Raw genomic sequence first — 20,197 nt, 5'->3', positions numbered from 1 at the left:
ATATCCTCACAGGAAGCTCAGGAGACCGGCGCCGATGCCAAGGCCGGTTTGCCACCAAGGCTGAGACGTAGTGGTCGACGTCGTTGTACCAGCGCTTGGCGCCGTGCCGGCGAGGACCGAAGCACCGCGCTGGAGCGTGTTCCAGCCAGCATTGTTGGTACGATCGAAGAGGTCAGCCTCGCCCTGTCGGACTGCCTGCGCGTTCGCGTCCTGCGCTGCGCCGATGCCCATGGCGTACTGCGATGGCATGGTGGAAGCCGAGAACAGGCCTGGCAGGAGCTGTGCCGCCTGCATCTGGCGGGATTCGTTGCCCTGAAGACGGGCGAGGTCAACGGCAGCAAGGCCCTCGGCCGCACTACCTACGTGGGAGCCAGAACCGAAGCGGCCGGACGTCGTGAACATGCTATTCACATCGGTGAGCGCGCGGTCGCGAGCGGCGTTCCAGCCAGCATCACCCTCGCCCATTCGGTTGCCGGCCGCGATATCGCCAAACTCGCCAATGGCATTGTTGACCGCCGCCGAATAACCCGGATTGCTCGCAGCAGACAGCCCGGATGCCCATGCATTCTGCGTGGTCGTACCCGCACCCGGCGTCAGGGTTTGCCCAAAGACCTTGGACCCATTGTTCAACTGCGTATTGAGCTGATTGCCGATCGTCGTAACAGCGCTATTCAATGCGCTGTTGTTGAGACCAGACGTGGTGGTTTGAGTGCTTCCGCCGCCCATCTAGAGCACCTTTCGCAATCCATTGCGCCGTTCGGTGAACGGCTCGTAATCCGGCAGCAATCGCGACCAATCCCGGCCACAAATGCGGTTTTCCACGCACCCCGCGGCGCGCATCGCGTTCTCGATCTCGGATAGTCCGTTGCGGATCGTGGCGAGACGCGCCTTTGGACCGCCCTCAAAGCCGCCGATGGCGTAGGACACCCAGCCGATCAGTCGGCCGTCTTCCTCGCTTACTTCCACGACAAGGTGGCCGTTAGCCTCCCCATCGGCGCGGAAGAGAACGGCATTCCCGGCAAGCAGCTTCTGCCTCAAGCCTTCGATCGAGCCGTTCGGGTCTTCCCGCACCACTGGTAACAAGGCATCGGCAAGCGCCGGCCATTCGCCCTCAACGCGCGCCTTCGGCACGATCTCGATGTGCATCGCTCTATCGCTGGCCCAACGGCATGAATTGGCCGCCCTGCGCAGTTCTGTCGGGAGCGAGGTAGGTTACGTCCACATCAACCCCACCAGCGGGACTGGACGAGGTAATCTGCAATGACCACTGGTTCTTGAGGACGATGACAGTCTCGAAAACCACGGTTTCTTTAGCCGTCATGGCCTTGGCATTGCGGTAGTAGATTGTCGTCGTCCCATCGGTCTTCGCGATGGTCAGGTTCGGAGTGCTACCTGCGGTTTCGGTGCAGATGACGGATAGCACTGTCGTGCCGGCTCGGTCAGCCGCAAGGACAGTTGTCGGGTTGCTGTCGGTGAGTTTGACCGGCGCCGTCTGGAGCGCGCCGCCGAGGACGTTGTAGCTCATTTCGGCCCCTGCGCAGACGAGCGAATATGGTCAATGCCCTTAGCAAAGCTCCAGACGGCGCCCTCAGGAATAGTCCGCCGAAACGCGATGTTGAGACCCCGGCCCCGTATCGGAGCCGCGCCGTTCCTCGCCTTCCCCACACCTGCTTTCCATGTGAGCGTGTCGGCCAGTTGATCTGCAACAGCCAGTTCAAGAACACCCGCCGATGCATCGTCTATGGGCGTTGCCCAGCTGATGAGAGCCGAAATCGGGCTATTGCTGGTTGCCGTGGTAATCGTAGCTTCCTGCGCCGCGCCTGAGAACGTGGCATACTTTCCGTCAGCATCGATCGCGGCAAATACCTGCTGGCCACCCTGCCAGAAGCGGTCATCCCACGAGATGGTAATCGTATCGACGGTGCCGAACGCGTCGAGGTCTTCGAGCGTATAGCCGGCGGTCGCGATACGGCTCAGATACGAGATAGGCTGTGACCAGGTGAACCACGGGTTCTGCGGGTAGCCCCAGGAATAGCCGATCTGGCTCGTAAACACCGTTTCGCTCGGGTCGCTATCGGTGGGATAGCGCCACAGGACGATCTTGCGCGCAGGGTCGATTGCGCCCTGAACACTCGATAGATCGGCAAGAGCCACGCGGCCAAGGAACCATTCATCGACCAGGCCCGCCCCAATGAACTCGAGGCCTGATTGAAGGGTAAAGCGGAAGAAGCCATTCGTGGAAATGCCGTAGAGCACCCCATCGAAGACAACGCAGGATTTCTTTCCGACGACGCCGCGTTCGGTCGATACCTCTTGCAGCGAATAGAGCGCGCCCCCACCGACATTGCCGAACTGGAGCACACGGAACGAATTGCGCTGGAGGATCACCGCGGCGCCATTGCGCAGGTTGTACCCCGCCAGAAGTTCGCCGCCGGATTCCAAGGGCTGGTAGTCGGCGCCGCCCGTCGCCCAATCCGTGTGGTTGTTGAAGTTGCTGTTGCGGATCAGACGATTGTCGCGATTGCCAGCCGTGTCCTTGCAATCGAGGCCGAAAACCATGTTCGCGCAGATGAAGATTTCGCGGGGGTCACCGGCCTGCGGGAGGTAAGTCGGGGAACCACCGTTCTCGATGTCATAGGCCCAGAGGCCATCGGTCGTATTGGTGTAGAGCAGGAAATTGCCGAACTGCTGGCAAGACCAGTCGTCGCCCGGAGTGCAGGTGTAGCCGTTGTCGATCAAGGTCCAGGTGAAGTCAGAACCCAACTCATAGAGGCCATCGAAGGTCAGCCCGAACACCTTAGTCACGCCGTCGCGCAGGAGACAGGTCACCATGCCGCGGGGATCGCCGGGTAGCGCTGTGGCCGTGTCTGCCGTGACCAGGCTTTGCGCCGGCCCGAATCCCTGCGGCTTTGGGAGCACGCCATTGGCAGCCAACGTCACGCCAGCAGCGGCTGTGCCCGCGTCGGGCGCTAGCGGACCATAGGGAAACTGCATCAGTACCGCGTCGAGCGAACCACGCCCGTCCCAGTCTTATCGGCAGTGGCGGAAAACAGCAGATCGCGCGCCTCGATCTCGGCATCCGTCATCAAGGCTGCGTTGTTTGGGTCTCCCCAGCGATGCTTGTAGAGCTGCGCTTTCGCCCGGCACATGATGAGGTCGTAGGCATCCACGAACCACGGGTTGTCCGCTTCGCTATCATCGGCCGGCGGATCAATCCTAATATGCCCGGTCAATCGAACCGGGTAGATCACATCGGGCGCCGGATAGAGACGCAGAGCCTTTTTGATGTAGGCATAGACCGTAGGTAGGCTTCGGGTGCTGTTCCCATCCAGGAGCACTTCGAGCACCTTATAGTCCTCAACACCCATATCGATGTTGGTTGTGCCCTGCGTCACAATGGCGGCGTCGATCTTGTAGAAGACGGCGCCTGGAGTTCCCAAGGGGAACGGGTAATCGATCTGGCCAGGGACCGTATCAAAGGTCACATCGCGGGTTTCGTTGAACCAGAAGCGCGAGGGCTGATAGTACCGAATAGCTGCCGCGATCTTGTCGCGAACAGCATCGGTCTCGCCCGCGCCGCGCTCGGTATCGTCCAGGATTTCAGCGATCATCGCCGCTTGGGTGGTCATGGCTGAATTCCCCTCAGGAGTAAGGGAGAGGCGGCAGTTTCCCGCCGCCTCGATAGGATCGTTAGCCCGCCGAACGGTTCGCCATGATGTAGCGAACGAAGACGTACCCGGCGCCAGCGGACGGCGTTGCGCCGGCCGAAAGCGTGTAGGTCACGTCAGTGTCAGTGGTCTGGTAGAGATCGTCAGAAGTGGCCAGCTCGTCGGCCAGCACACGCCCCTTGGACGTAAGAGCAAGCGCGGTTGCAAACCCATCCGGGTCGGCTGCCGTGCCCATGTCGAGCGTCTGGGGAGTGCCGCCGGCAAAGGCGGTCGTGACGACGATACCCGCTTCGATCACAGCGGCGCCTGCGGGGATCTTCCCGATAGTGCCGGTGAGTACGGTGTACACGATGGGGGCCACGACGTAGTGCGTCAGGTCCTCATGGTACTTGCGGGCAGTAGTGGCGAGAGTTCCGGTTGCCATGGTTCGCTCTCCTTACGCAGCCGGGGCCGCATAGGACGTGAGAACAATGGTGCCGTAATCGACACTGTTGTAGACCGTCTTCTTGAGGCCAGCGATGAAGGAAATGCGCGCACCAAGTTCGCGGTCGTAGTCGAAGAGGTCTTCGACCCACTTGAACTTGTTCTTGCCGCCACCCTTGCCGAAGGCAATGCTGGCCGACTGCGCACCGCAGAAGATGGCGCGGCGGGTATTGGCCACCGAAGCGCCGGAGGTGGAGTGAACGCCCTGCGGGACGCGGGTGTTTTCCACGATCAGCGTGCGGTTGTAGATACCCAGAGCGCCGGTATAGAGGCCGTTGCGGTCGCCTTCACCACCCTGGAGGCGCTTGCCCTGGAGATCGAACCAGTTGCCGGCCGTGGCGGTGTCAGCGCGCAGGGAAAGCGTCTGGTCGGGGTGGATGAAGCAGACGTAATCAACGTCCTTGCCCAGCCCCTTGATGGGGCGGAGCATCGGCGAAGTCGTCTTGGCGCGGTTCACCGCGGAGTCGATCATCGCCAGCTTGAAGACAGCCGTGGTATCGGCACCGGCGGCCTGGTCGGTCGCAGAAGCCTTGGAGCGGAAGACGCGGGTGCTCGACGGCGCGATGGCGCTGTTGAACCCGGTGTACTTCGAGCGGGCTTCGGCGGTATTGCCGGCCAGCTGGTTGAAGAACCACGTATCGACGCGGTCGGCGGTCCAGTCCTTGAGCGAGTCATAGCACTCCTCGCGCATGTCGTAGGGAACGCGCTGACGGTCGATGGTGCCTTCGTTGCGCACACGGTGGGCATGACCGAGTTCGTTGATAACCAGGGTGTCCGAGTAGCGCGTGATGCCCTCTTCGTTGCCTTCCTGGGTTTCGTTCTCGGTAGTGCCTTCGCCCTGTGCGAGCATGCGGATACCCCACTTGATGGAGTCGCCCGCACCCTTCTGGGTTTCGGTCATGATCTGACAGAGAGAGCCTGCGCCCGTCCCCATGAACTCGTAGGCGGTCGTTTCCTTGAGCGCCTCGACATCCATACGGTTGGACCACAGCTTCACCGCCAGGGCGTCGTTGACGCCAATGGTGTGAACAGCCATTTGGTTTGTCCTGAATGATGTTTGGGAGGTGCGCGCTGTGACGCCGCGAGCTAGGCGAAGGACGAACTGGCCGTGTCGTCGGACGGGCGCTGATAACGCTCAGCAGGCGAGGGATGGTTTGAGCCCACCATCTGGGGCTTAGGCACTTCGGGCAGAGGGCCTTAGCCCCCTGCCAATTTCCTGAACTTGGCTTGATTGCCAGGCTTGCCTAGCCACGCCTCGAACTCATCGGGCTTCATGTTGGCGATAGCCTCGGCATCAAGCGTCCTGATAGGAGCACCACCGGCACCAGATAGCGTGGTCGCCCCGTCAACAGCGTCAGCGAGCCGTTCGATTTCCTTGGCCGGGTCGGGCTTCGGGTCGTTGGACGCCTGTGCCGGCGCAGTGACGCGACGGGCCTTGGCCAGCTTGCGAAGATGGTCCGCAACGTCGATGCCACGGTCAACGCAATATTCGATCTGCTGCGCTTCGTAGCGGTCAACCTCATGCCGGGCCTGTTCAATGGTCAGGCCGTAAAGGTCCATCAGCTCTTCGCCGATCACCTGTCGCAACGCGTTGTAAGTCGGCTCGAAAGTGGCGTCCTCGGCAGCAGCGGACTGGTATTGGGATCGAGCAATGTCGGTTTTGCGGGTCCAGGCCGCCTGCTGCTCGCTCTGTTCCTTTTCGGCCTTCTGGCGGTCAGCTTCGGCAGCCCTCTGCGCCCGCTGCCCCTGGACCAGTTCGGCCAGGGCGCCGACAGGATCAACCGCCGGGTCGATCTCCTTGGCCGGTTCTGCAGTTTCCTTGGGCTGCTGCACCGCCAGCATTTGGTTCCAGCGGTCCTCGAGAACGCGTCGGCCCTCTTCCGCCGCAATAGCGCGCCGCTCAGCTTCCTTGCGGGCCGAACGCTCCTTGGTCAGGGTATGGAGCGGTACACGGTGCTTTTCAGCGTCCTTGCCCTCACCGTCAGGGGCCTGACTGGCATCTGCCTCGCCCAGATCATCGGCCAACTCCGGCGATGCATCCGCTTCCGGCTCTGCCTCTACACCAGCGTCGGGCTTTTCAGCCTCGGCCGGCTTGATTTCGGCTTCGCCACGCGAGTCAAAGTACGCCTTCTCCTCAGCGGAGAGGCTTTCAGCTTCCTGTTCCATGGTTTCCTTGGGGTTCTGACGTATCGCCGTCAGTGCGAAGGCCGCGAAACGCTCGCGGCGGGCGAAACACCAGCTACATGCCGGCGAACTGCTAGTTGACCCTCACAGGAGGAGGATTTTGCGCCGTGACCAGTTCGGCCATGGCGCGAATGCGATCATTTTCGGTCTGCGCCGCTTGGATTTGACGGTCTGCGGCGTCACCAACAGCATCGATCTGGCTGGACTGCGCGTCCGCCTCGATCTTTGCACGCTCGTTTTGCAGCTTCATGCGCTCGTTGGCGATTTTCTCGCGTTCGAGGGCAATCTTTTCGGCCTCCAGCATGGCAGCCGGGTTCTGCTGCGGCTGGGCTTGCTGCTGCTTGGCCATGTCCTTGAGTTTGCCGACTAGAGACGCCGGCAACGGCGAATAGTCGGCCAGCGTGAGCATGACTTCAGGGGTGAGCATGCCCTTGAACATCGGAAGAATGCCCTGGAGGATTTGCCAGGTCTTTTCTTTCTCGTTGGTCGAGGTCGGGCTGTCGTCAACGATGACATCGTATTCAACCGAAGTCACTGCTTCCTTGGTCAGCGGAACATATTTGGCCTGTTCCGGCCCGACGATCCGCACCATGCGTCCATCGGAAAGGTAGTTCTGGATCAGGAACAACATGCCCCTGCCCTGTATCTTCCGATAGCGGCGAAGGCTGTTGAAGAAACTGGCCAGGATGGCAATGCCGGATTGCTTGCGCTGATACTCCAGCACGCCGGGCTGTGTGGCGTCACGCATGCCAAGCAGCTCCATGTTGATGCCGGTCGCCTTGATAATGGCCTCGTCGGCATACTGGAGCAGGCGGTCGAACCCGGCCGGGAATTGCGCCACCGGCTTGGCCTGCACCTTCTGGCCGTTCTGCCCGGTAAGCGCGCCCTGGTTGAGCCATGTAATGCGATCAGTTAGCGCCCAGCTCTCCTCGGCCTGACGTTGATCCTTGAACGCCCCGGTTTCAGCCATGATGCCGCCCTTGGCCTGGCTGTTGAGGATATGCATCATTTGGCTCAGCCACTTATTGGCCCAGCGCTGGGGATCCTTTGCACGCCGCACGATACCGTAGAACGTGCCCTTGTCCTCGTCGCGCAACCCTGTGATGCAATTCCAGGTCCAACTACCGGTCTGGGTCGGCTTCGGCTGCTTGATGATCGTCTGGCCGACGTAGCAGACGACAACCGTCCTCCGCTTCATCGGCACGGCATTGAGAACCGCGCCGCCGGCCTGAGCGATATCATATTTCGCCTGGTCCAGTTCGACCGTCTGCGGCATGCCCTCAGGGCCTAGCAGCAGCGTCTTGTAGTAGGTTTCGGTGCGGTAGTACTGGCACCCAACGATGGTAACCTTCTTCGAAGGGCCATGGCTTTCGTCTTCGCCATTGATGCCACTATAGCGGTTGCCCGGCTCGATGTGGGTCGGCTGGGTGTCCTCGTCATCCTCGCTGGCCCATGCGGCGTTGAGTGTATCTTCGTCGGCTTCCGGGAAGAGCTTCTTGGCTTCCGCCAATGACATCTTCCGCACCCGCCAGCGGCGAACGCTATCGACCAGGTTGGCCTTGGTCGCGTTGCAGTCCCAGCCCATCTCGAAAGGGTCGATCTGGGAGATGACCGGCTCGCCATCGGGGTTGTCGGTGAAGTCGAGGCGCGTCTCGGTCCAGCCCATGCCTGCCGTTACGGCATCCTTGAACGCCTCAGATTCCTCATCCTCGGCATCGCACTGGTCACGGAACCATTCAGCAGCAGACGTCAGTAGCTCGTTGGCCTGCGCATCGCCATTCTCGCGGGGGAAAAACTGCACCTCGCGGCGGTTGCCGATCTCCGAGCCGACAACAGCATCCACAAGCACACCGGTGCGGTTGAATACCAGAACAGGGCGGTTCTGCTCCTCCAGTTCCTGCTTTTCCTGCTCATTCCATTGCTCGCCGTCGCGGAAGCGGAAATCCTCTTTCGCCTCCTTCCGCCACGTGTTGACCTTGGGCATGTCCTCTTTGTACCAGCCCTTGATGGTCTCAAGCAGGTCGGCGCCCTCTTTGCTGGTGTATTCGGCCATGTGTTAAGCACCCATCCAGCCAGTTGAGGAGCGGCGGCCGTTGCCTTGGTAGCGGCGGCGCGGTTCAGAATTTGGCGCAGTCATTGCAAAGCGCAGCATCATCATGGCGTAGCGAGAGGCGGAAAGCGTGTCGTCACGCTCCTTGACCACTTTGCCATCCTTGCGGTGGTAGAGACGGCGTTCTTCCAGCCATTCCGTGCAGTTGGAGAAGACCTTCCAGCGTCCAGTCTGCATGCGGTCGAGCATGTCCATCAGGCCAGCTTCGACGCTGTTTGAGCCGTCTTCGAACGTCGCCCGTTCTGGCAACATGCTCAGACCCTGAGCGCCATATTGGCTGGCCAAGTTTTCGCCCGCCGCTGTGTCGTTGTTACCGTCATGCGGCCAGGCCCATGGCAGCCAATCGCCCCATGGCTTCACTGCCGCGGCGTGGATGACCGGCGTAGCCTCGCGCTTGCGATAAGTGTTGGTGACGTAGACCACATCATTGTCGCGGTCCCACGCCAGCTTGACGGCCGAGGTCGGGTGATCCCAGCCGAAATCTAACCCGCCAATCTGCACCCAATGGTACGGGATCGGGATCGGGTCGATGACGATCTCTTCCTCGATGATCGGGAAGATCAGACCGGAACCGAGCGATGGAATGCCCTTGGTACGAGCTTCGCGCTCATGCGCAGGATAGCTCGCGATGATCTTTGCCCGCTCTTCCGGGCTGTAGTGCTCAGCGTCCTCGATGGTCATCGTGACCACAGCGCGGTCTTCACTCTCTTCGAGCAGATACCGGGCGACAACGGCCGACATGCCCTTGAGCGGCGTGAACGTCACCATGACCGCGCCCTGGGTCGCGTTGGTGCGGGTTATGCCCTCGAAGTACACATCCTCCGGCGGCTCTTCATCGAACCAGACGCCGTGAACCGTGTTGGCCTGCCACTTGCTGCGGCCTTGGTCGTAGCTTTTGAGGAGCAGCGAGGACATGCCGCCCGAGACATGCTTGACCGTTACGCTATCGAGCGCATTGGCCACACCCATACGCCGCGTGCGATTGGCAATGCAGCGCTGGGGTATGAAACCTGTGCCCCAGTTCTCTTCCTGATCGGGCGGGCCAACTAGAAGGCGCTGAACGCCATCACGCGTCAGTTCCGCCGATTCCGAACCCGCAATCCACGTCACCGCATGATCGAAGCGGCGGCCCTCCCAATCGTCGGGATACTCGCCGGTAAGATGCATCGCGACTTCTGCCGCACCAGCCACTGTCTTGCCGAGCTGGTTGCCGGCCATGAAGAGGCGTTCGCGCTTTCCTGCACCGACGCGATGAAACTCCGCCTGCTTGGCGTAGGGCCGATACTGGCGAAGCCGGTTAGTGCGTAGTCGGCTCGTCCTCTCCCTCTCCATTCGCTCTAGAAGCGCTGAGAGCTGATCGGAGGAAAGCGATGCCGGCATCGAGCTCGTCATCAGAGAATTCGTCCAACTTCTTGGTGACATCCGCGGTCATCGTCAGGGGCTTGCCCCAGCCGCGGTCCAGAATTTCTTTGGCAGCAGCCACGCGGACGCGCGCATCTTCGTCAGCCATGCCTTCAACCAGAACGTCCAACGCAGCGTCGGTGTGCTCGCGCGCCTTGGCAGCGATACCCTTCGGCCTGCCGCCTGGATTGCCGCTAACGCCTTTCGGGAACGGCTTGAGATTATTGATGCCGCTCATTGTTCATCCATTGTTTTGAGAGATGCGGCTCGCGATCCATTCGCCCTCTATCGAGCTTTCACCCGCAGGGCCGGGCACCGCATGGATCGCTGAGATTTCGCCTACGTCCGCTTCGGCTCGAAAGGAGAGCCCTGCTTTAGTCTTCGCCCGCAAGCATGCGGTGCGTTACGCGCGCTAGCCCACCAATGATGGCTGACTGCGCATTGTTCTTGGTGAAGCCGGTGGCAATCATGTTGTCGGTAGTCGCAGCAGCGTACGCGATGCCTTGCAACTCGCCGGCCTCTGCCATCGCCAGCAGTTCGCGAAGGCGCGTCACAACATCTACCTGAACTTCCTGCTTCCAGCTTTCGGTCTGAGTGATGAGGCGCAAAGGTTGGCTCATTCTCTCCACCCTTTATCTGGTGGGGTTAGGAGGGGCGGCGCGAAGCTCAATGCGCTTGACCGGAAGATAGACGCGGCCATCGCGGTCAACGAGCCACACAGGCTTGTCGCGGCTACGCTCTGCAAGGCGGTCGAAGAACATCGACATGACGCGATTGCGGAAACGCTGAAAACGCGAGGTCATGTCTCTCTCCACTGGTTATGCTGCGACGAAGAACGAAAGAGCAGCGAGCCACATGAGCTTGCAAAGGATGTGCAGCGCCTGGTCGAGGGCAAAGCTTGTCCAGCCGCGCACCTTCAATTCGTCAATGATCGTGTGCGCCACCCACTCAGCCATCCCGAGCCACAGGCTGCCGGTGACAAGAGCAACAGCGCCGCCGTGAATGCCCGCATGAGCAACGAGGTGGTAGACGCGAAGCGGCCCATGCGCCTTGGCATCCGAAAGGAACTGCCCTTGCAGCGGATAGTCTGCCAGCCAATGAGCGGCGAGCATCATCAACAGGATCATGTTGCCTCTAGGGTTGGGCGAGATCGGCCTAAGAGCTTCAACCGGCGCCGGGGCGCCTGTGGGTCTTTCGGGGTTACTCGTTTGCCGATCGCTACTGGAAACCCTTGTTCACGGGTCGCCCAATGAGAAAGGCCCACCGGTTAGGGTGAGCCTTGGAATGGGTTATTCTGCGCGGCACGACGCTCTTGCATGGTCAGCAGGGCATCGCCAGAAAACAGAGGCGACCGGCGGGGGTTACAGCACATGGCGCAGGAGCATCCCTTGAGATGGTTGGCCCATTTCGCCGTGAGCATGTGAGGGAAGACGCGGAGCGCCTTCTTTTTCATGCGCGCCAGATCATGTCGTCTGCGTGCCGAATGCCCCATTGACCACCTGCCTTGGGATGGGATCGAAGCGAGCCGGGCTTGATACCGGCTGGGCGAATATTTCGTTCTTGCCAGTCGTCACTGGCGCAAACCGGAGGCCAGACATTGCTGTAACCACCCGCCACGGGTATGCACGTCCTTCCGTGCTGCCGCTTCGATAGGGATCGAGGCGTTGTCTGGATCGTTTGCCGTTGGCGCCTCTTCCAAGGCGGCGCCCGCTCCGTAGCCTCAAACTGATGCTGCGTTTAGGCTTCTCAATTAAGCCGCTGCCAATTGCGGCCAGCATGGAATTGAGGCGGACTAGACCACTCGCTTCCCACCCCGGCTGGATGTGCCCGCCAGTGGTCTAACGAAACCGCGTGGAACGCAGCCCCTTCCACCAACAGACACATCTCACGGGCCTAAGCTTATTTGGAGCGGGCTGTCGGACTCGAACCGACCTCAAGGGCTTGGAAGGCCCTACTCGTCCCAGACGAGCCCGCAATCAGCATGCCTCGCTCGCTGCCATCGAGCATTCCCGATAGCGACCTGAGAAAGCAAAAGAGGCCGCGCTTGGCGACCCCTATTCGTTGCGCTTCAGACGATAGTCTGAAAATCGCATTAACGCCTTATGCCGCCTCCGCGTCTGATTTGTCAAGCGCCGGTCGCGGCTTGGGGATAGAACCTGTGAAATGGCCGATGGCATTGAGGGCCAGCCGCAGATCGCCAACCATGTGCCAATGGCTTTCGCCGCGAAGCACGAGATAATCGAGCGCTGCATAGAAGTTGGCACCGCGATGGAGGTTTTGCTCCGCCCGCACGGCCGCCATCATTCCTTCGTAATGCGCTATCGAACGCTGACACCAGGAGGCATAGTTAGGGCTCTCGCCTTGATCACCGCCCCCTACCCCGCTGCGCAGTGCATCAGGAGACTTCACGGCTCGCTGGAACGCCTCGTAAGCACCCAGATAGTCGTTGGCCGCGTCGTATTGCTGTTCAGTGATGCCGTCTTGGCGCCGCCTCTGTCCGAGCAAAGCCAGCCGCCCAATGAAGGTCGCGGCCTTTTGGTCTCTGGCCTCTTTCTCGGTAAGCCCGAACATTCGCATGCGGATTGCGATCGGGTCTATGTTCTCCTCGTAGGAGGACTGCGCCCGAGAGATGCGCCCCGATGCTGTTCGCTTCACGCCAGTCTTACGCTTTCGCGCCATGCCAAAAATCACCGTTGTTGCTCACAACGCGGACCTTGCCGACACATGGCCGGGGCAGAGATAGGTAGAACGGGTAAGGCGAGAATCGCTGATTTTGACGGTGACGGTCAATATCTGCCCGCCTGGCTTCCACAACGTTACGACATGTTTAGCAGAGAGAATACTCCCGCCCCACCTTGAGGATCAGCGCATCCGGCAAGTAAATGGTGTCACCAAGGCTGCAGGCTCCGCCTAGCCCCATCAACAGTTTTTTCTCGCCTAGGACGAACTCCCCCGCTGGCGTCAGATACCCAACATCAGTCCAGCCCATGGTCGAGGTCCAATTATGGGGGGACCACTGCGTGAAGTGCGGCCTCTCCTCCAGCCACCGCTTTTGCTCTGGCGTCATTTCAAATTCCTTTTCTACCCCTAGGAGGCAAGGAAGGCGGGGAGTTATTCACCACCACCAAGCGATAATGCCAGTCAGGAACACGATCCCAGCTAAGCACCCAATCCCCATGACCGCCGTCATTCCTATGGCTTGCATGACCATGGCGCGGCGCATGCTCCTGATCTGCTCGGGAGTTAGGCTGAAGAAGTTGTGTGGGTCAACGCTCATCTCACCCTTCCTTTCTTCTCCAACTGCGCCAGCCACTGCCTCTGCCTGCGCTTCTTCGGTTTCGATTGGTCCTTGAGGTAGGACAAAAGGGATTGGGATTGATCGGGTGGTAAGTCTCCGATCTTTGGGAGCTTGGGGCGGGAGAACTTCATGCTGCTGCCCTCTCATCAACTATGCCGCCCCACTGCTCTGCCATCGCGGCAGCAAGGCCTGGGAAGAACCGGCTCCGCCGCTCTGCCCGATCTGGTCCGGGGCTGGCTTTGTGGATTTCATCACGAGCGGTTCTGCCATCGAGCGTCCCAGTGGCGCGCAGAGGCATCAGGCCCTTGAGCCAAAGGCATGTGCGTTTCTTTACGTTGTCCGGGCCGTCGAGATCGTCGCCAAATTGCCAAGGTTGCACGCTCTGCGTGTGCGGGCGGAAGTTGACGATCCGCTCCTTGGCGTGCCGATGCATGACCGGGTTCTCGACGGCAATGCGCTCGATCGGCGCGTTCCAGCAGGCGCTGAACAACGCTGCGCCTTCTTCCAACTCCTGCCACATCTCTTCCAGCGTACGGCCCGGCGGGGGCACGGATAGCCAGCGGACGCCACTGTTGGTGAGGCGAGTGCAGGGCGGGTGCATCACGGCGAGCATGTCCCAGCCGTCATCGAGCAGATCGCGAATGTCGCCTACGATGTGCCGGTTACTGCGGTCCTCGGCAGGTTTCAGGTCGCACGACCAAGCGTCATGTCCTAGAGCCGCAAAGGCTCGCCGCACAATGCCGGAGCACTCGCACCCGATGAGAATGCGCATGGGCTTGGTCATGCTGCCGCCTCACCGTCACGGTCGCCAACGGAGTAGCCGAGGCGTTCGCGCATTGCGTTCTCGTCGCTTTCATCGAGGAACCTGGCGTTGGCCTTGACCATCTGGTCGTGCTTGCGCTTGGCGGCCGCTGCGTCTTCTGTCCTGTGCTGCTCGGCGAAGCTCTCGACCAGGCCGTCAACCATCGCTTTGACGCGTGCGCGGCTTTCTGGGGTCTTTGGGACATCCGGCGGCGGCAGCCGTGGATGCAACGCCTTTTCGCGCGCCAGCCTATCCGTGCGGCGCTCCATGGCTCGACGCGTGGCGCTTCCGACCTGCGGCGCTGTTGGAACGTAGGCCGCGTTATGCCCAGGCACCGAACCGCTCAGGAAGTCGGAGACGGCCGCTTCGACATCCTCTGCCTCGTAGATCGAAACCGCCTCGAAATAGACCTTCGCCTTGGCCAGCCGTTCCCGAGCAAGGTCGCCGGGATCAGCGGAATGGTCACCCTGCTGATAGGTCCGGAATAGCCGGTCGAACGCGTCTGCGATCCTCGTGTTCCTGTCCTGGGTCATCCTGTGATTTCCTTGCGATGAAGGCGAATACGTCTGCTTGGGATGGGGCGCGTTGAGGCGGAGGTGAGCCGCGAGCGAAGCGCGACCGGTCGGCCAGCGCCTTCCGACACCAGGTCATCCAGGTAAGTCCCCAATCGAGCTTCACGCCCTTTTGGCCAGGCTGGGCCGGCCACCACTCGCGGAACTTCTGGGTTTCGAGATCGACATCGGCTTGGGAAAGGCCGAGCGAGAGAGCGAACGCAACGTCAGGAACCCAATCGGCGGGGAGCCTTGAGCCGCGTTTTTTGGAAGAACCGTTATGTTCTTCTTTTTTCTCTGTTTCTGTATCTGTCTCTTGGGCCGTCACTTCGCCGTCACGTGACGCATTCGTTACGTCACTTGCTTTGCGATGATCGCCACCGAGACTGATTTCTGCCCGTCTGCGCTCTCGATATCGAGCCTGGCGCTCCTTGGAACTATCAGACTGATACTGACGGTCGCCCCACTTGACCACACGATTGGAAGCCACACGGTTGGCATCGGCAAGCGCGCTAACAACAGCGCATATGTCAGCCTCATCCGTTCGCAGAAAGTAAGCGACCTCGGCTGCATCGACTTCAAACCGTCCATCGTCATCAATCTCCGCTGCGCTTTCGAGTATCGCTCCCCACACCCAGACGACGCGCTCGACCGGCTGCTTGGCGCGAATGGCCACCGCAACAAGCTTCTCGTCGCGCATCATTCCTGCGTAATGGCGGAACCAACGGCTCATGACCGGCCCGCCAAGGTTTTGGCGGCGCCGTCATGCTGACGCTTCCACGCAGCAAACCGCCGGGCGCTTTCGGAATCGGACCTGACTCCTGGGTCAACAATCTTCACGCCGGCATAGGAGATCGTGTCCTTGGGCTTGGCTTCTGGGGGCGGCGTGTAAAGCCAGTTGACCCACTCAACCAGTTCCATGGCCTCACAGCCGACTTCTGCCGCGATCTGTTCCCATGAGCGCTTCTGCTCGACACGCTTGCGGACAAGCTTCCACAAAGCGTGATCGTCGCGAGCCAACCGAACTTTGCCGGGATAGTGATAGGCAGTGGAGGTCATGACGCGATCTCCTCGGCCATATCTTTGATACGCTTGAGGACGAGGTCCTTCTGCACCTGCTCGTAGCGCTGCTCGCGGCGGTCAATCTCAGCGATTGAAACGGTAAGGTTCAGATGAGACGCGCAGACCTGGCGCTCGCCGTTGGTCTTGATGGCGCGGGGATAGGTCATTCCGCAGCCTCCACCATCGAAAGCTGCTCGCCATCCAGATGATCGCTGTAAAGGTCAGGACGGTCGTACGCGTCCTGAATGCGCTGGCAGGCGATATCGAAATAGTCTCGATCGACCTCAATGCCGACAAACCGGCGCCCGAGCTGCACTGCGGCAACGCCGGTTGTCCCTGAGCCCATAAAAGGGTCAAGAACGGTATCGCCGCGACGGGAGGAATTGGCGATGTATTCCGCCATAAGGTGCACCGGCTTTTCAGTCGGGTGCCCGGACTCTTTCTCGATGCCACCGCGAATGAGCTGTTTGGCGCCAGGATTGTTTATGGTCCGCGCCCTGCCCTTCCAAAGGTATAGCGTGAACTCCAGGTTCTTCATGTACCAGCGGTTAGCGGTCGGCGTGATCTTGTCCCAGGCAAGTAGGTTGTGAAACTGGAACCCAGCAGCAAGCGCGGCATCGGTGAGAGGGTGCACGTTCTTGTCGTTGGCCATGACGTAGCAATCGCCATCGGCTTTCAGCGCGGCGAATAGCGCTGGCATCATTTCATCGAAGGGCACTGTTGCCATGATGAGCTGGCCATCGTTGGCATAGTTGTGCGCCGCGAAGATCCCAGACATCGTTTTGGAAGACTTCGACACCCCGCCGGTCGTGAGCGCGTAAGGTACGTCACTGACAATCAGGTCCACCGGCAGCAGCGATGGCATGATCTCCATGGCGTCACCCAGGAGGAGGCGGCATGCGCCTATGGAGCGTTCGGCAAGAATGGTCACTTCCCTGCCCTCCTCTCGTTCTCAAGGTTGGCGTGGAGCGCGATAGACCGCTTGATGCGAAGTCGCTCCTGCGGCCCGTGCTTGTCGCGGACAGCCTTCGATAACCGGATATTTTCGGGACGGAATCCCTTATGCCCCGCAGATGCGTTGCCCATGGTCTATCCTTCTGTGGTTGCCTGACCGGGGAAGGTGTTGGCCCGTTCTGCCTATCCCTGCCCGGTCCTATGTGCGGCTAGGCCGCGTTGAATTAGTCAGTCTCGATTTCCCGTGCCGCGGCGCGAAGCGCCTCCGTTCGATCGATTTCCTGCTTTGCCCTGGCCCCATGGCGCTGTGCCGCTTGCCGCCACCTGGTCGCTAGCCAGCGACGCCATGACAAAGGCAAGCTGGGCTTCAAGCTCAGCAACGCGCTTCGCCAAGGCCCGATCTGCTTCCACACGGGCTTTCTCCTCTTCTGCGCCGATCAGTGATTTGATCGCGTCCACCTCCTGCTGGCGAGGCGAAAGCGTCTCTTCGGCGTCCCAATAGGATCGGACGCGCCGTACCTTCATGTTCAGGAGCGAGGCGAGCTTTGCCTTGCGCCACTCGTGGTTCATCGTTGGCCAGCGCTTCACGGCATAGGCGCGAAGATCGTCAGCAAGAGCAGCGGTCACGTCGCGCTCCTTTTTGGCAAACTTTGACAACTGGTTGGCATCCCTTCGGTGCATGGTTGCTTCCGAAGAGAGCGACCGTTTGGAAAGGAAGCCTGTGATGACTGCTCAGCCCCTCGGAACGATCTTGGCGGATGTGCTCGAAGGGCTTGCAAGGGATGTTCGCGCCACGGCGGAAGCCAGCGCAGGAATGAAAATGGCAGAGCGCGGTTGCGCGCTCGATGCCGAGTTGCCGCGTCAACGCCAGAGGGAGTTGCTGGCGGAGGAGGAAGACGCGGGGGAATGGAAAGGCGCCGGGGACTTGGGAGCCCCGGCTAAGTTGGTTGGGAGCGAACAGTTCTGGTTGGCGATACGAAGCCAACTCACCGGCCGTTTCAGCGCCGGCATGACCACCACGGCCATGAGGCAGGCAGCGGATATCGCGCAACTCCGCCCCCGGCGCGCCGCTGCCTCCCTGATGCTCGTGGTGGATGGTAAGGGTGGACATTAGGCGTCCACCTCGTGAGCTTTTGCATTCCAGTCGCGCTCGCAGGTGAAGCAGCGCTTCGTTCGGCTACCGGCGCAGGCGTCAAGGTTCTTGCAACCCGGCATGCGTTCGAGGCCGCTGGAGCTACGAGGCTTCTCCTCAAACATCACGGAAAAGCCAAAGCCTTTGAGACCGCAAGTTTCGCGCGGCTCAAGTGGCGTGATGCTCATGACACGGTGAGAGGGAGCGCCGTTATCCACGGCGCCCGCCTCGGCTTGCGTGTTCAAGGTATTCGCAGCGTCGTCAGAGACTGCCTCGGCAGTTTCTGCATTGTCAGGTGCGGCTACATTTTCGCCTCCTGCATTGGAGTGGTCGCTCGCATCCGCGCGTCGATCACTCTCGCCGTAGCCAACGGCATCACTAGCGATGCGGCTAAGTTCATCGCTCGTACGGTTGAGGGGAGCAGCGTGAGGGTTTGCGCCGCTCCCCTCTCCTGCCAGCGTGCTGGGGGGCTCGGTGCTGGCCGGAATGGAATGGGGCTGCCCAACCGACGCCTCGAACGTCTGGTCACGATGGCCGCTATTAGGATTGATCAATTCCGTTTGCGTACCCGAGAGAGCCTGTTCCAGTGCCGGCTCCGAGCTGTTGGGCATAGCAGCCGTTTCCGGCTGAATGGGGTGCTGGCCTTCGTCGCCCTCCGTGCCAGCGAAAGAGGCGCAGCCCGGAGCATCGACGGAGATGCTTTGGAGATCGATGGTGTCCGCGCGCGACTGCTCAGCCGTTTCCGGCTGGGGTTCGATGATTTCGTTGCCGATGGAGGCGCGCATATCACGCGCTGCGGCAATGAGGCGCTCGCTGGGAGAGGCGGTGACCTCTTCGCCCGTTTCCGGGTCGAAACCCTCGGGAACGCTGGTGTTATGGGTGGTGCTCTCGGCGCTCTCCCGCGCGCGTCCCGCGCGAGGCCAGGAAAGCGCAGTCCAATACAGGTCGTAAACCGCCTCGAACTCAGCACGTTCGGTGCTGTTGTCGTCCAGCCTGTCGCGGAACACCTTGCGAGCAACCTTCGTGTCGAAGCCATTGCCCTTCATTTCGGCAAACAGTTCGCGCAGGTCTGCGCTGATGGCGTCCTTCTCGCCTTCAAGACGCTCCCAGCGCTCGAAGTACGAAAGCAACATGTCTTCGGCTACGCTGTCGGTCATGCTGCGGCCTCGAAGAACGAAGCTGCACTAATGCGAATACGCCGCTCCTTGGCATGTTTGAGAAGCTTTGACGCTTCGGCTTGCGGGATTACCCCGCCAGTCCCACCACTTTCCTTGGGATACATCCACCGATACACGCGGGAGACATGCCGCCCCGTAATTTCCGCTACAGCCTCAACCCCACCAAAGGTGGCGATGATGCCCGCGGCCGGTTCTAGTCGTGTTGGCTTAGTGCGCATGCCATACTTTTGCGTCAATCGCAAAACTAAGTCAAGCGTCCTTGCGATTTGCGAGATAGATTTTTCTGCGCCGCTCGCAAAGATGCAGCATGGCTGACCAAAGAGACGAAATACGTGAGTGGCTGCATGCCGAGCTGGAGCGCGCCGGCTACGGTGCGAAATCCAAACTAGCTCGATTTCTCAACGTCCGCCCCGACACCATCACCCGAATGCTCGCCGAAGAGCCAGGAAAGGAAGCGCGCGAAATCAAAGCGCATGAACTGCTTCTGATGGGTAAATTCTTCAATGCAATGCCACCAGGCGAGATCTACGCGCCTGAAGAACTTGGAGAGTCGACAGCCACACCCAGCAAGAACGGACTGGTTCCTGTGACTTCTGCCGGCGTCGTATCAGCAGGCACTTGGCGGGAAGTTGACGACCTCGACCAGAGCGAGCGCGAAACCTTCTGGGAACCATCTGATCCAAACTTCCCTAACGCCCGGGTTCTATCTTTCGACGTACGCGGCGACAGCATGAATGCCCTACGCCCGCGCCCAATCCTCGACGGCGATCGCGTCATTGGCTTGGCGTACGACGACGTTGCAAACCGCGTTCCCCTGCGGGATGGCATGGTCGTCGTTGTTCAGCGGACACGCGAAGGCGGCCATATCATTGAATGGTCGGTGAAGCAGATCGAGTTCTATAAAGATCGGATCGAATTCCATCCACGCTCGACCAATCCGCGGCACAAGCCCATCGTTGTTCCCCACGACCCAGACGCTGATAACGGCACAACTGTAAATATCCTTGCCTGGGTCCGCCGCATTACCAACGAGCTTCCTTAGGCAGCTTTCTCACTTTCATGGAAGTTGACCGCCACTATGCGGCCGATGTTGCCCTCGCATCGCGGGCAACAGAAGTGCAGGTTTTGAAGTTCCGCACTTTCCATAAGCTCCTCAACTGTGGACGGCAGCGCCATTCCGCCGCCCTCCGCTATCTCCCGAGCGCTGAGCTTATTGCACCCCTCGCAACGCACATGCAGCGTAATCCTCTTCATTTCTAGCCACCCATTTTGTTCCCTATTTGTTCTCATTAAAGGCACGATGGTCGCGAAGAGTCGAGTCGGTTTGCTCACTTAACGATTTGCGTTGTTCGCAAAAACATCGCTTGACTTAGC

General features: G+C 60.4%; 25 protein-coding genes and 1 tRNA gene. 2 read left to right on the top strand and 24 right to left on the bottom strand.

The genetic code is table 11. The annotated features are described in order from the left end of the window. Nucleotides 1-6: 6 nt before the first annotated feature. The 23 genes from JNE37_RS15940 to JNE37_RS15830 all read right to left on the bottom strand — a co-directional run bounded on the left by JNE37_RS15940 (nt 7) and on the right by JNE37_RS15830 (nt 17,140). The gene (locus tag JNE37_RS15940; protein WP_203063756.1) at nt 7-675 is read right to left on the bottom strand and encodes a hypothetical protein; all 669 of its coding nucleotides are present in this window, start codon (nt 673-675) and stop codon (nt 7-9) included. Nucleotides 676-726: 51 nt separating this feature from the next. Then, the gene (locus tag JNE37_RS15935; protein ID WP_203063755.1) at nt 727-1,146 is read right to left on the bottom strand and encodes a hypothetical protein; all 420 of its coding nucleotides are present in this window, start codon (nt 1,144-1,146) and stop codon (nt 727-729) included. Between the two features lie 4 nt (nt 1,147-1,150). Then, nucleotides 1,151-1,525 (bottom strand): hypothetical protein, encoded by a 375-nt coding sequence (locus JNE37_RS15930; protein WP_203063754.1) that lies wholly within the window; start codon nt 1,523-1,525, stop codon nt 1,151-1,153. Further along, nucleotides 1,522-2,994, bottom strand: coding sequence for a hypothetical protein (locus tag JNE37_RS15925; RefSeq protein ID WP_203063753.1), 1,473 nt, complete (start codon nt 2,992-2,994; stop codon nt 1,522-1,524). Before JNE37_RS15925 ends, JNE37_RS15930 begins: the two co-directional genes overlap by 4 nt. After that, complete coding sequence (locus tag JNE37_RS15920; protein ID WP_203063751.1) at nt 2,994-3,629, bottom strand: phage adaptor protein; 636 nt, start codon at nt 3,627-3,629, stop codon at nt 2,994-2,996. Before JNE37_RS15920 ends, JNE37_RS15925 begins: the two co-directional genes overlap by 1 nt. Nucleotides 3,630-3,690: 61 nt before the next feature. Then, nucleotides 3,691-4,092: a hypothetical protein gene (locus JNE37_RS15915; RefSeq protein ID WP_203063749.1), complete on the bottom strand. Its 402-nt coding sequence runs from the start codon at nt 4,090-4,092 to the stop codon at nt 3,691-3,693. A 12-nt stretch (nt 4,093-4,104) separates the two neighbouring features. Next, nucleotides 4,105-5,187, bottom strand: coding sequence for a N4-gp56 family major capsid protein (locus JNE37_RS15910; protein ID WP_203063748.1), 1,083 nt, complete (start codon nt 5,185-5,187; stop codon nt 4,105-4,107). 161 nt (nt 5,188-5,348) lie between these two features. Then, a complete protein-coding gene (locus JNE37_RS15905) occupies nt 5,349-6,317 on the bottom strand; it encodes a hypothetical protein (protein ID WP_203063747.1) in 969 nt (322 codons plus the stop codon). A 91-nt stretch (nt 6,318-6,408) separates the two neighbouring features. After that, nucleotides 6,409-8,388 carry a portal protein gene (locus tag JNE37_RS15900; RefSeq protein ID WP_203063746.1) on the bottom strand — a complete coding sequence of 660 codons (1,980 nt, stop codon included), beginning with the start codon at nt 8,386-8,388 and terminating at the stop codon, nt 6,409-6,411. A 3-nt stretch (nt 8,389-8,391) separates the two neighbouring features. Then, nucleotides 8,392-9,837, bottom strand: coding sequence for a terminase large subunit domain-containing protein (locus tag JNE37_RS15895; protein WP_203063745.1), 1,446 nt, complete (start codon nt 9,835-9,837; stop codon nt 8,392-8,394). Beyond that, the gene (locus JNE37_RS15890) at nt 9,743-10,084 is read right to left on the bottom strand and encodes a DUF5681 domain-containing protein (RefSeq protein WP_203063744.1); all 342 of its coding nucleotides are present in this window, start codon (nt 10,082-10,084) and stop codon (nt 9,743-9,745) included. Before JNE37_RS15890 ends, JNE37_RS15895 begins: the two co-directional genes overlap by 95 nt. Before the next feature lie 136 nt (nt 10,085-10,220). Further along, nucleotides 10,221-10,466 carry a hypothetical protein gene (locus JNE37_RS15885; RefSeq protein WP_203063743.1) on the bottom strand — a complete coding sequence of 82 codons (246 nt, stop codon included), beginning with the start codon at nt 10,464-10,466 and terminating at the stop codon, nt 10,221-10,223. A 12-nt stretch (nt 10,467-10,478) separates the two neighbouring features. Further along, the gene (locus JNE37_RS15880) at nt 10,479-10,649 is read right to left on the bottom strand and encodes a hypothetical protein (protein ID WP_203063742.1); all 171 of its coding nucleotides are present in this window, start codon (nt 10,647-10,649) and stop codon (nt 10,479-10,481) included. A 15-nt stretch (nt 10,650-10,664) separates the two neighbouring features. After that, nucleotides 10,665-10,973: a DUF3307 domain-containing protein gene (locus JNE37_RS15875; RefSeq protein ID WP_203063741.1), complete on the bottom strand. Its 309-nt coding sequence runs from the start codon at nt 10,971-10,973 to the stop codon at nt 10,665-10,667. Between the two features lie 777 nt (nt 10,974-11,750). Continuing rightward, nucleotides 11,751-11,820 (bottom strand) — tRNA-OTHER (locus tag JNE37_RS15870). A 126-nt stretch (nt 11,821-11,946) separates the two neighbouring features. Continuing rightward, nucleotides 11,947-12,525: a hypothetical protein gene (locus JNE37_RS15865; RefSeq protein WP_203063740.1), complete on the bottom strand. Its 579-nt coding sequence runs from the start codon at nt 12,523-12,525 to the stop codon at nt 11,947-11,949. Between the two features lie 746 nt (nt 12,526-13,271). Further along, complete coding sequence (locus JNE37_RS15860) at nt 13,272-13,928, bottom strand: hypothetical protein (protein ID WP_246513325.1); 657 nt, start codon at nt 13,926-13,928, stop codon at nt 13,272-13,274. Beyond that, nucleotides 13,925-14,479 carry a hypothetical protein gene (locus JNE37_RS15855; protein WP_203063739.1) on the bottom strand — a complete coding sequence of 185 codons (555 nt, stop codon included), beginning with the start codon at nt 14,477-14,479 and terminating at the stop codon, nt 13,925-13,927. The genes JNE37_RS15860 and JNE37_RS15855 overlap by 4 nt, the downstream gene beginning before the upstream one ends. After that, complete coding sequence (locus JNE37_RS15850; RefSeq protein ID WP_203063737.1) at nt 14,409-15,230, bottom strand: hypothetical protein; 822 nt, start codon at nt 15,228-15,230, stop codon at nt 14,409-14,411. The genes JNE37_RS15855 and JNE37_RS15850 overlap by 71 nt, the downstream gene beginning before the upstream one ends. Continuing rightward, on the bottom strand, nt 15,227-15,556 hold the full coding sequence (locus tag JNE37_RS15845; RefSeq protein ID WP_203063736.1) for a hypothetical protein: 330 nt from the start codon (nt 15,554-15,556) through the stop codon (nt 15,227-15,229). Before JNE37_RS15845 ends, JNE37_RS15850 begins: the two co-directional genes overlap by 4 nt. Further along, complete coding sequence (locus tag JNE37_RS15840; protein ID WP_203063735.1) at nt 15,553-15,726, bottom strand: hypothetical protein; 174 nt, start codon at nt 15,724-15,726, stop codon at nt 15,553-15,555. Before JNE37_RS15840 ends, JNE37_RS15845 begins: the two co-directional genes overlap by 4 nt. Further along, the gene (locus tag JNE37_RS15835) at nt 15,723-16,490 is read right to left on the bottom strand and encodes a DNA-methyltransferase (RefSeq protein ID WP_203063734.1); all 768 of its coding nucleotides are present in this window, start codon (nt 16,488-16,490) and stop codon (nt 15,723-15,725) included. Before JNE37_RS15835 ends, JNE37_RS15840 begins: the two co-directional genes overlap by 4 nt. Nucleotides 16,491-16,741: 251 nt before the next feature. After that, nucleotides 16,742-17,140, bottom strand: a complete 399-nt coding sequence (locus JNE37_RS15830) for a hypothetical protein (RefSeq protein WP_203063733.1) — start codon at nt 17,138-17,140, stop codon at nt 16,742-16,744. A gap of 97 nt (nt 17,141-17,237) precedes the next feature. On the opposite strand from JNE37_RS15830, the gene JNE37_RS15825 reads away from it, so the two are divergent. Then, nucleotides 17,238-17,627 (top strand): hypothetical protein, encoded by a 390-nt coding sequence (locus tag JNE37_RS15825; protein WP_203063732.1) that lies wholly within the window; start codon nt 17,238-17,240, stop codon nt 17,625-17,627. On the opposite strand, the gene JNE37_RS22835 is transcribed toward JNE37_RS15825, so the two are convergent. Beyond that, nucleotides 17,624-18,802, bottom strand: a complete 1,179-nt coding sequence (locus JNE37_RS22835; RefSeq protein WP_203063731.1) for a GapR family DNA-binding domain-containing protein — start codon at nt 18,800-18,802, stop codon at nt 17,624-17,626. The genes JNE37_RS15825 and JNE37_RS22835 overlap by 4 nt on opposite strands. A 328-nt stretch (nt 18,803-19,130) precedes the next feature. On the opposite strand from JNE37_RS22835, the gene JNE37_RS15815 reads away from it, so the two are divergent. Continuing rightward, complete coding sequence (locus JNE37_RS15815; RefSeq protein WP_203063730.1) at nt 19,131-19,865, top strand: S24 family peptidase; 735 nt, start codon at nt 19,131-19,133, stop codon at nt 19,863-19,865. The last annotated feature ends 332 nt before the right edge of the window (nt 19,866-20,197 follow it).

Origin of the sequence: Paradevosia shaoguanensis, assembly GCF_016801025.1 — a bacterium.
Lineage (GTDB): Bacteria > Pseudomonadota > Alphaproteobacteria > Rhizobiales > Devosiaceae > Paradevosia > Paradevosia shaoguanensis.
Note: the sequence above shows the minus strand (reverse complement) of the source record. Positions and strands in the feature narration are given on the sequence as shown.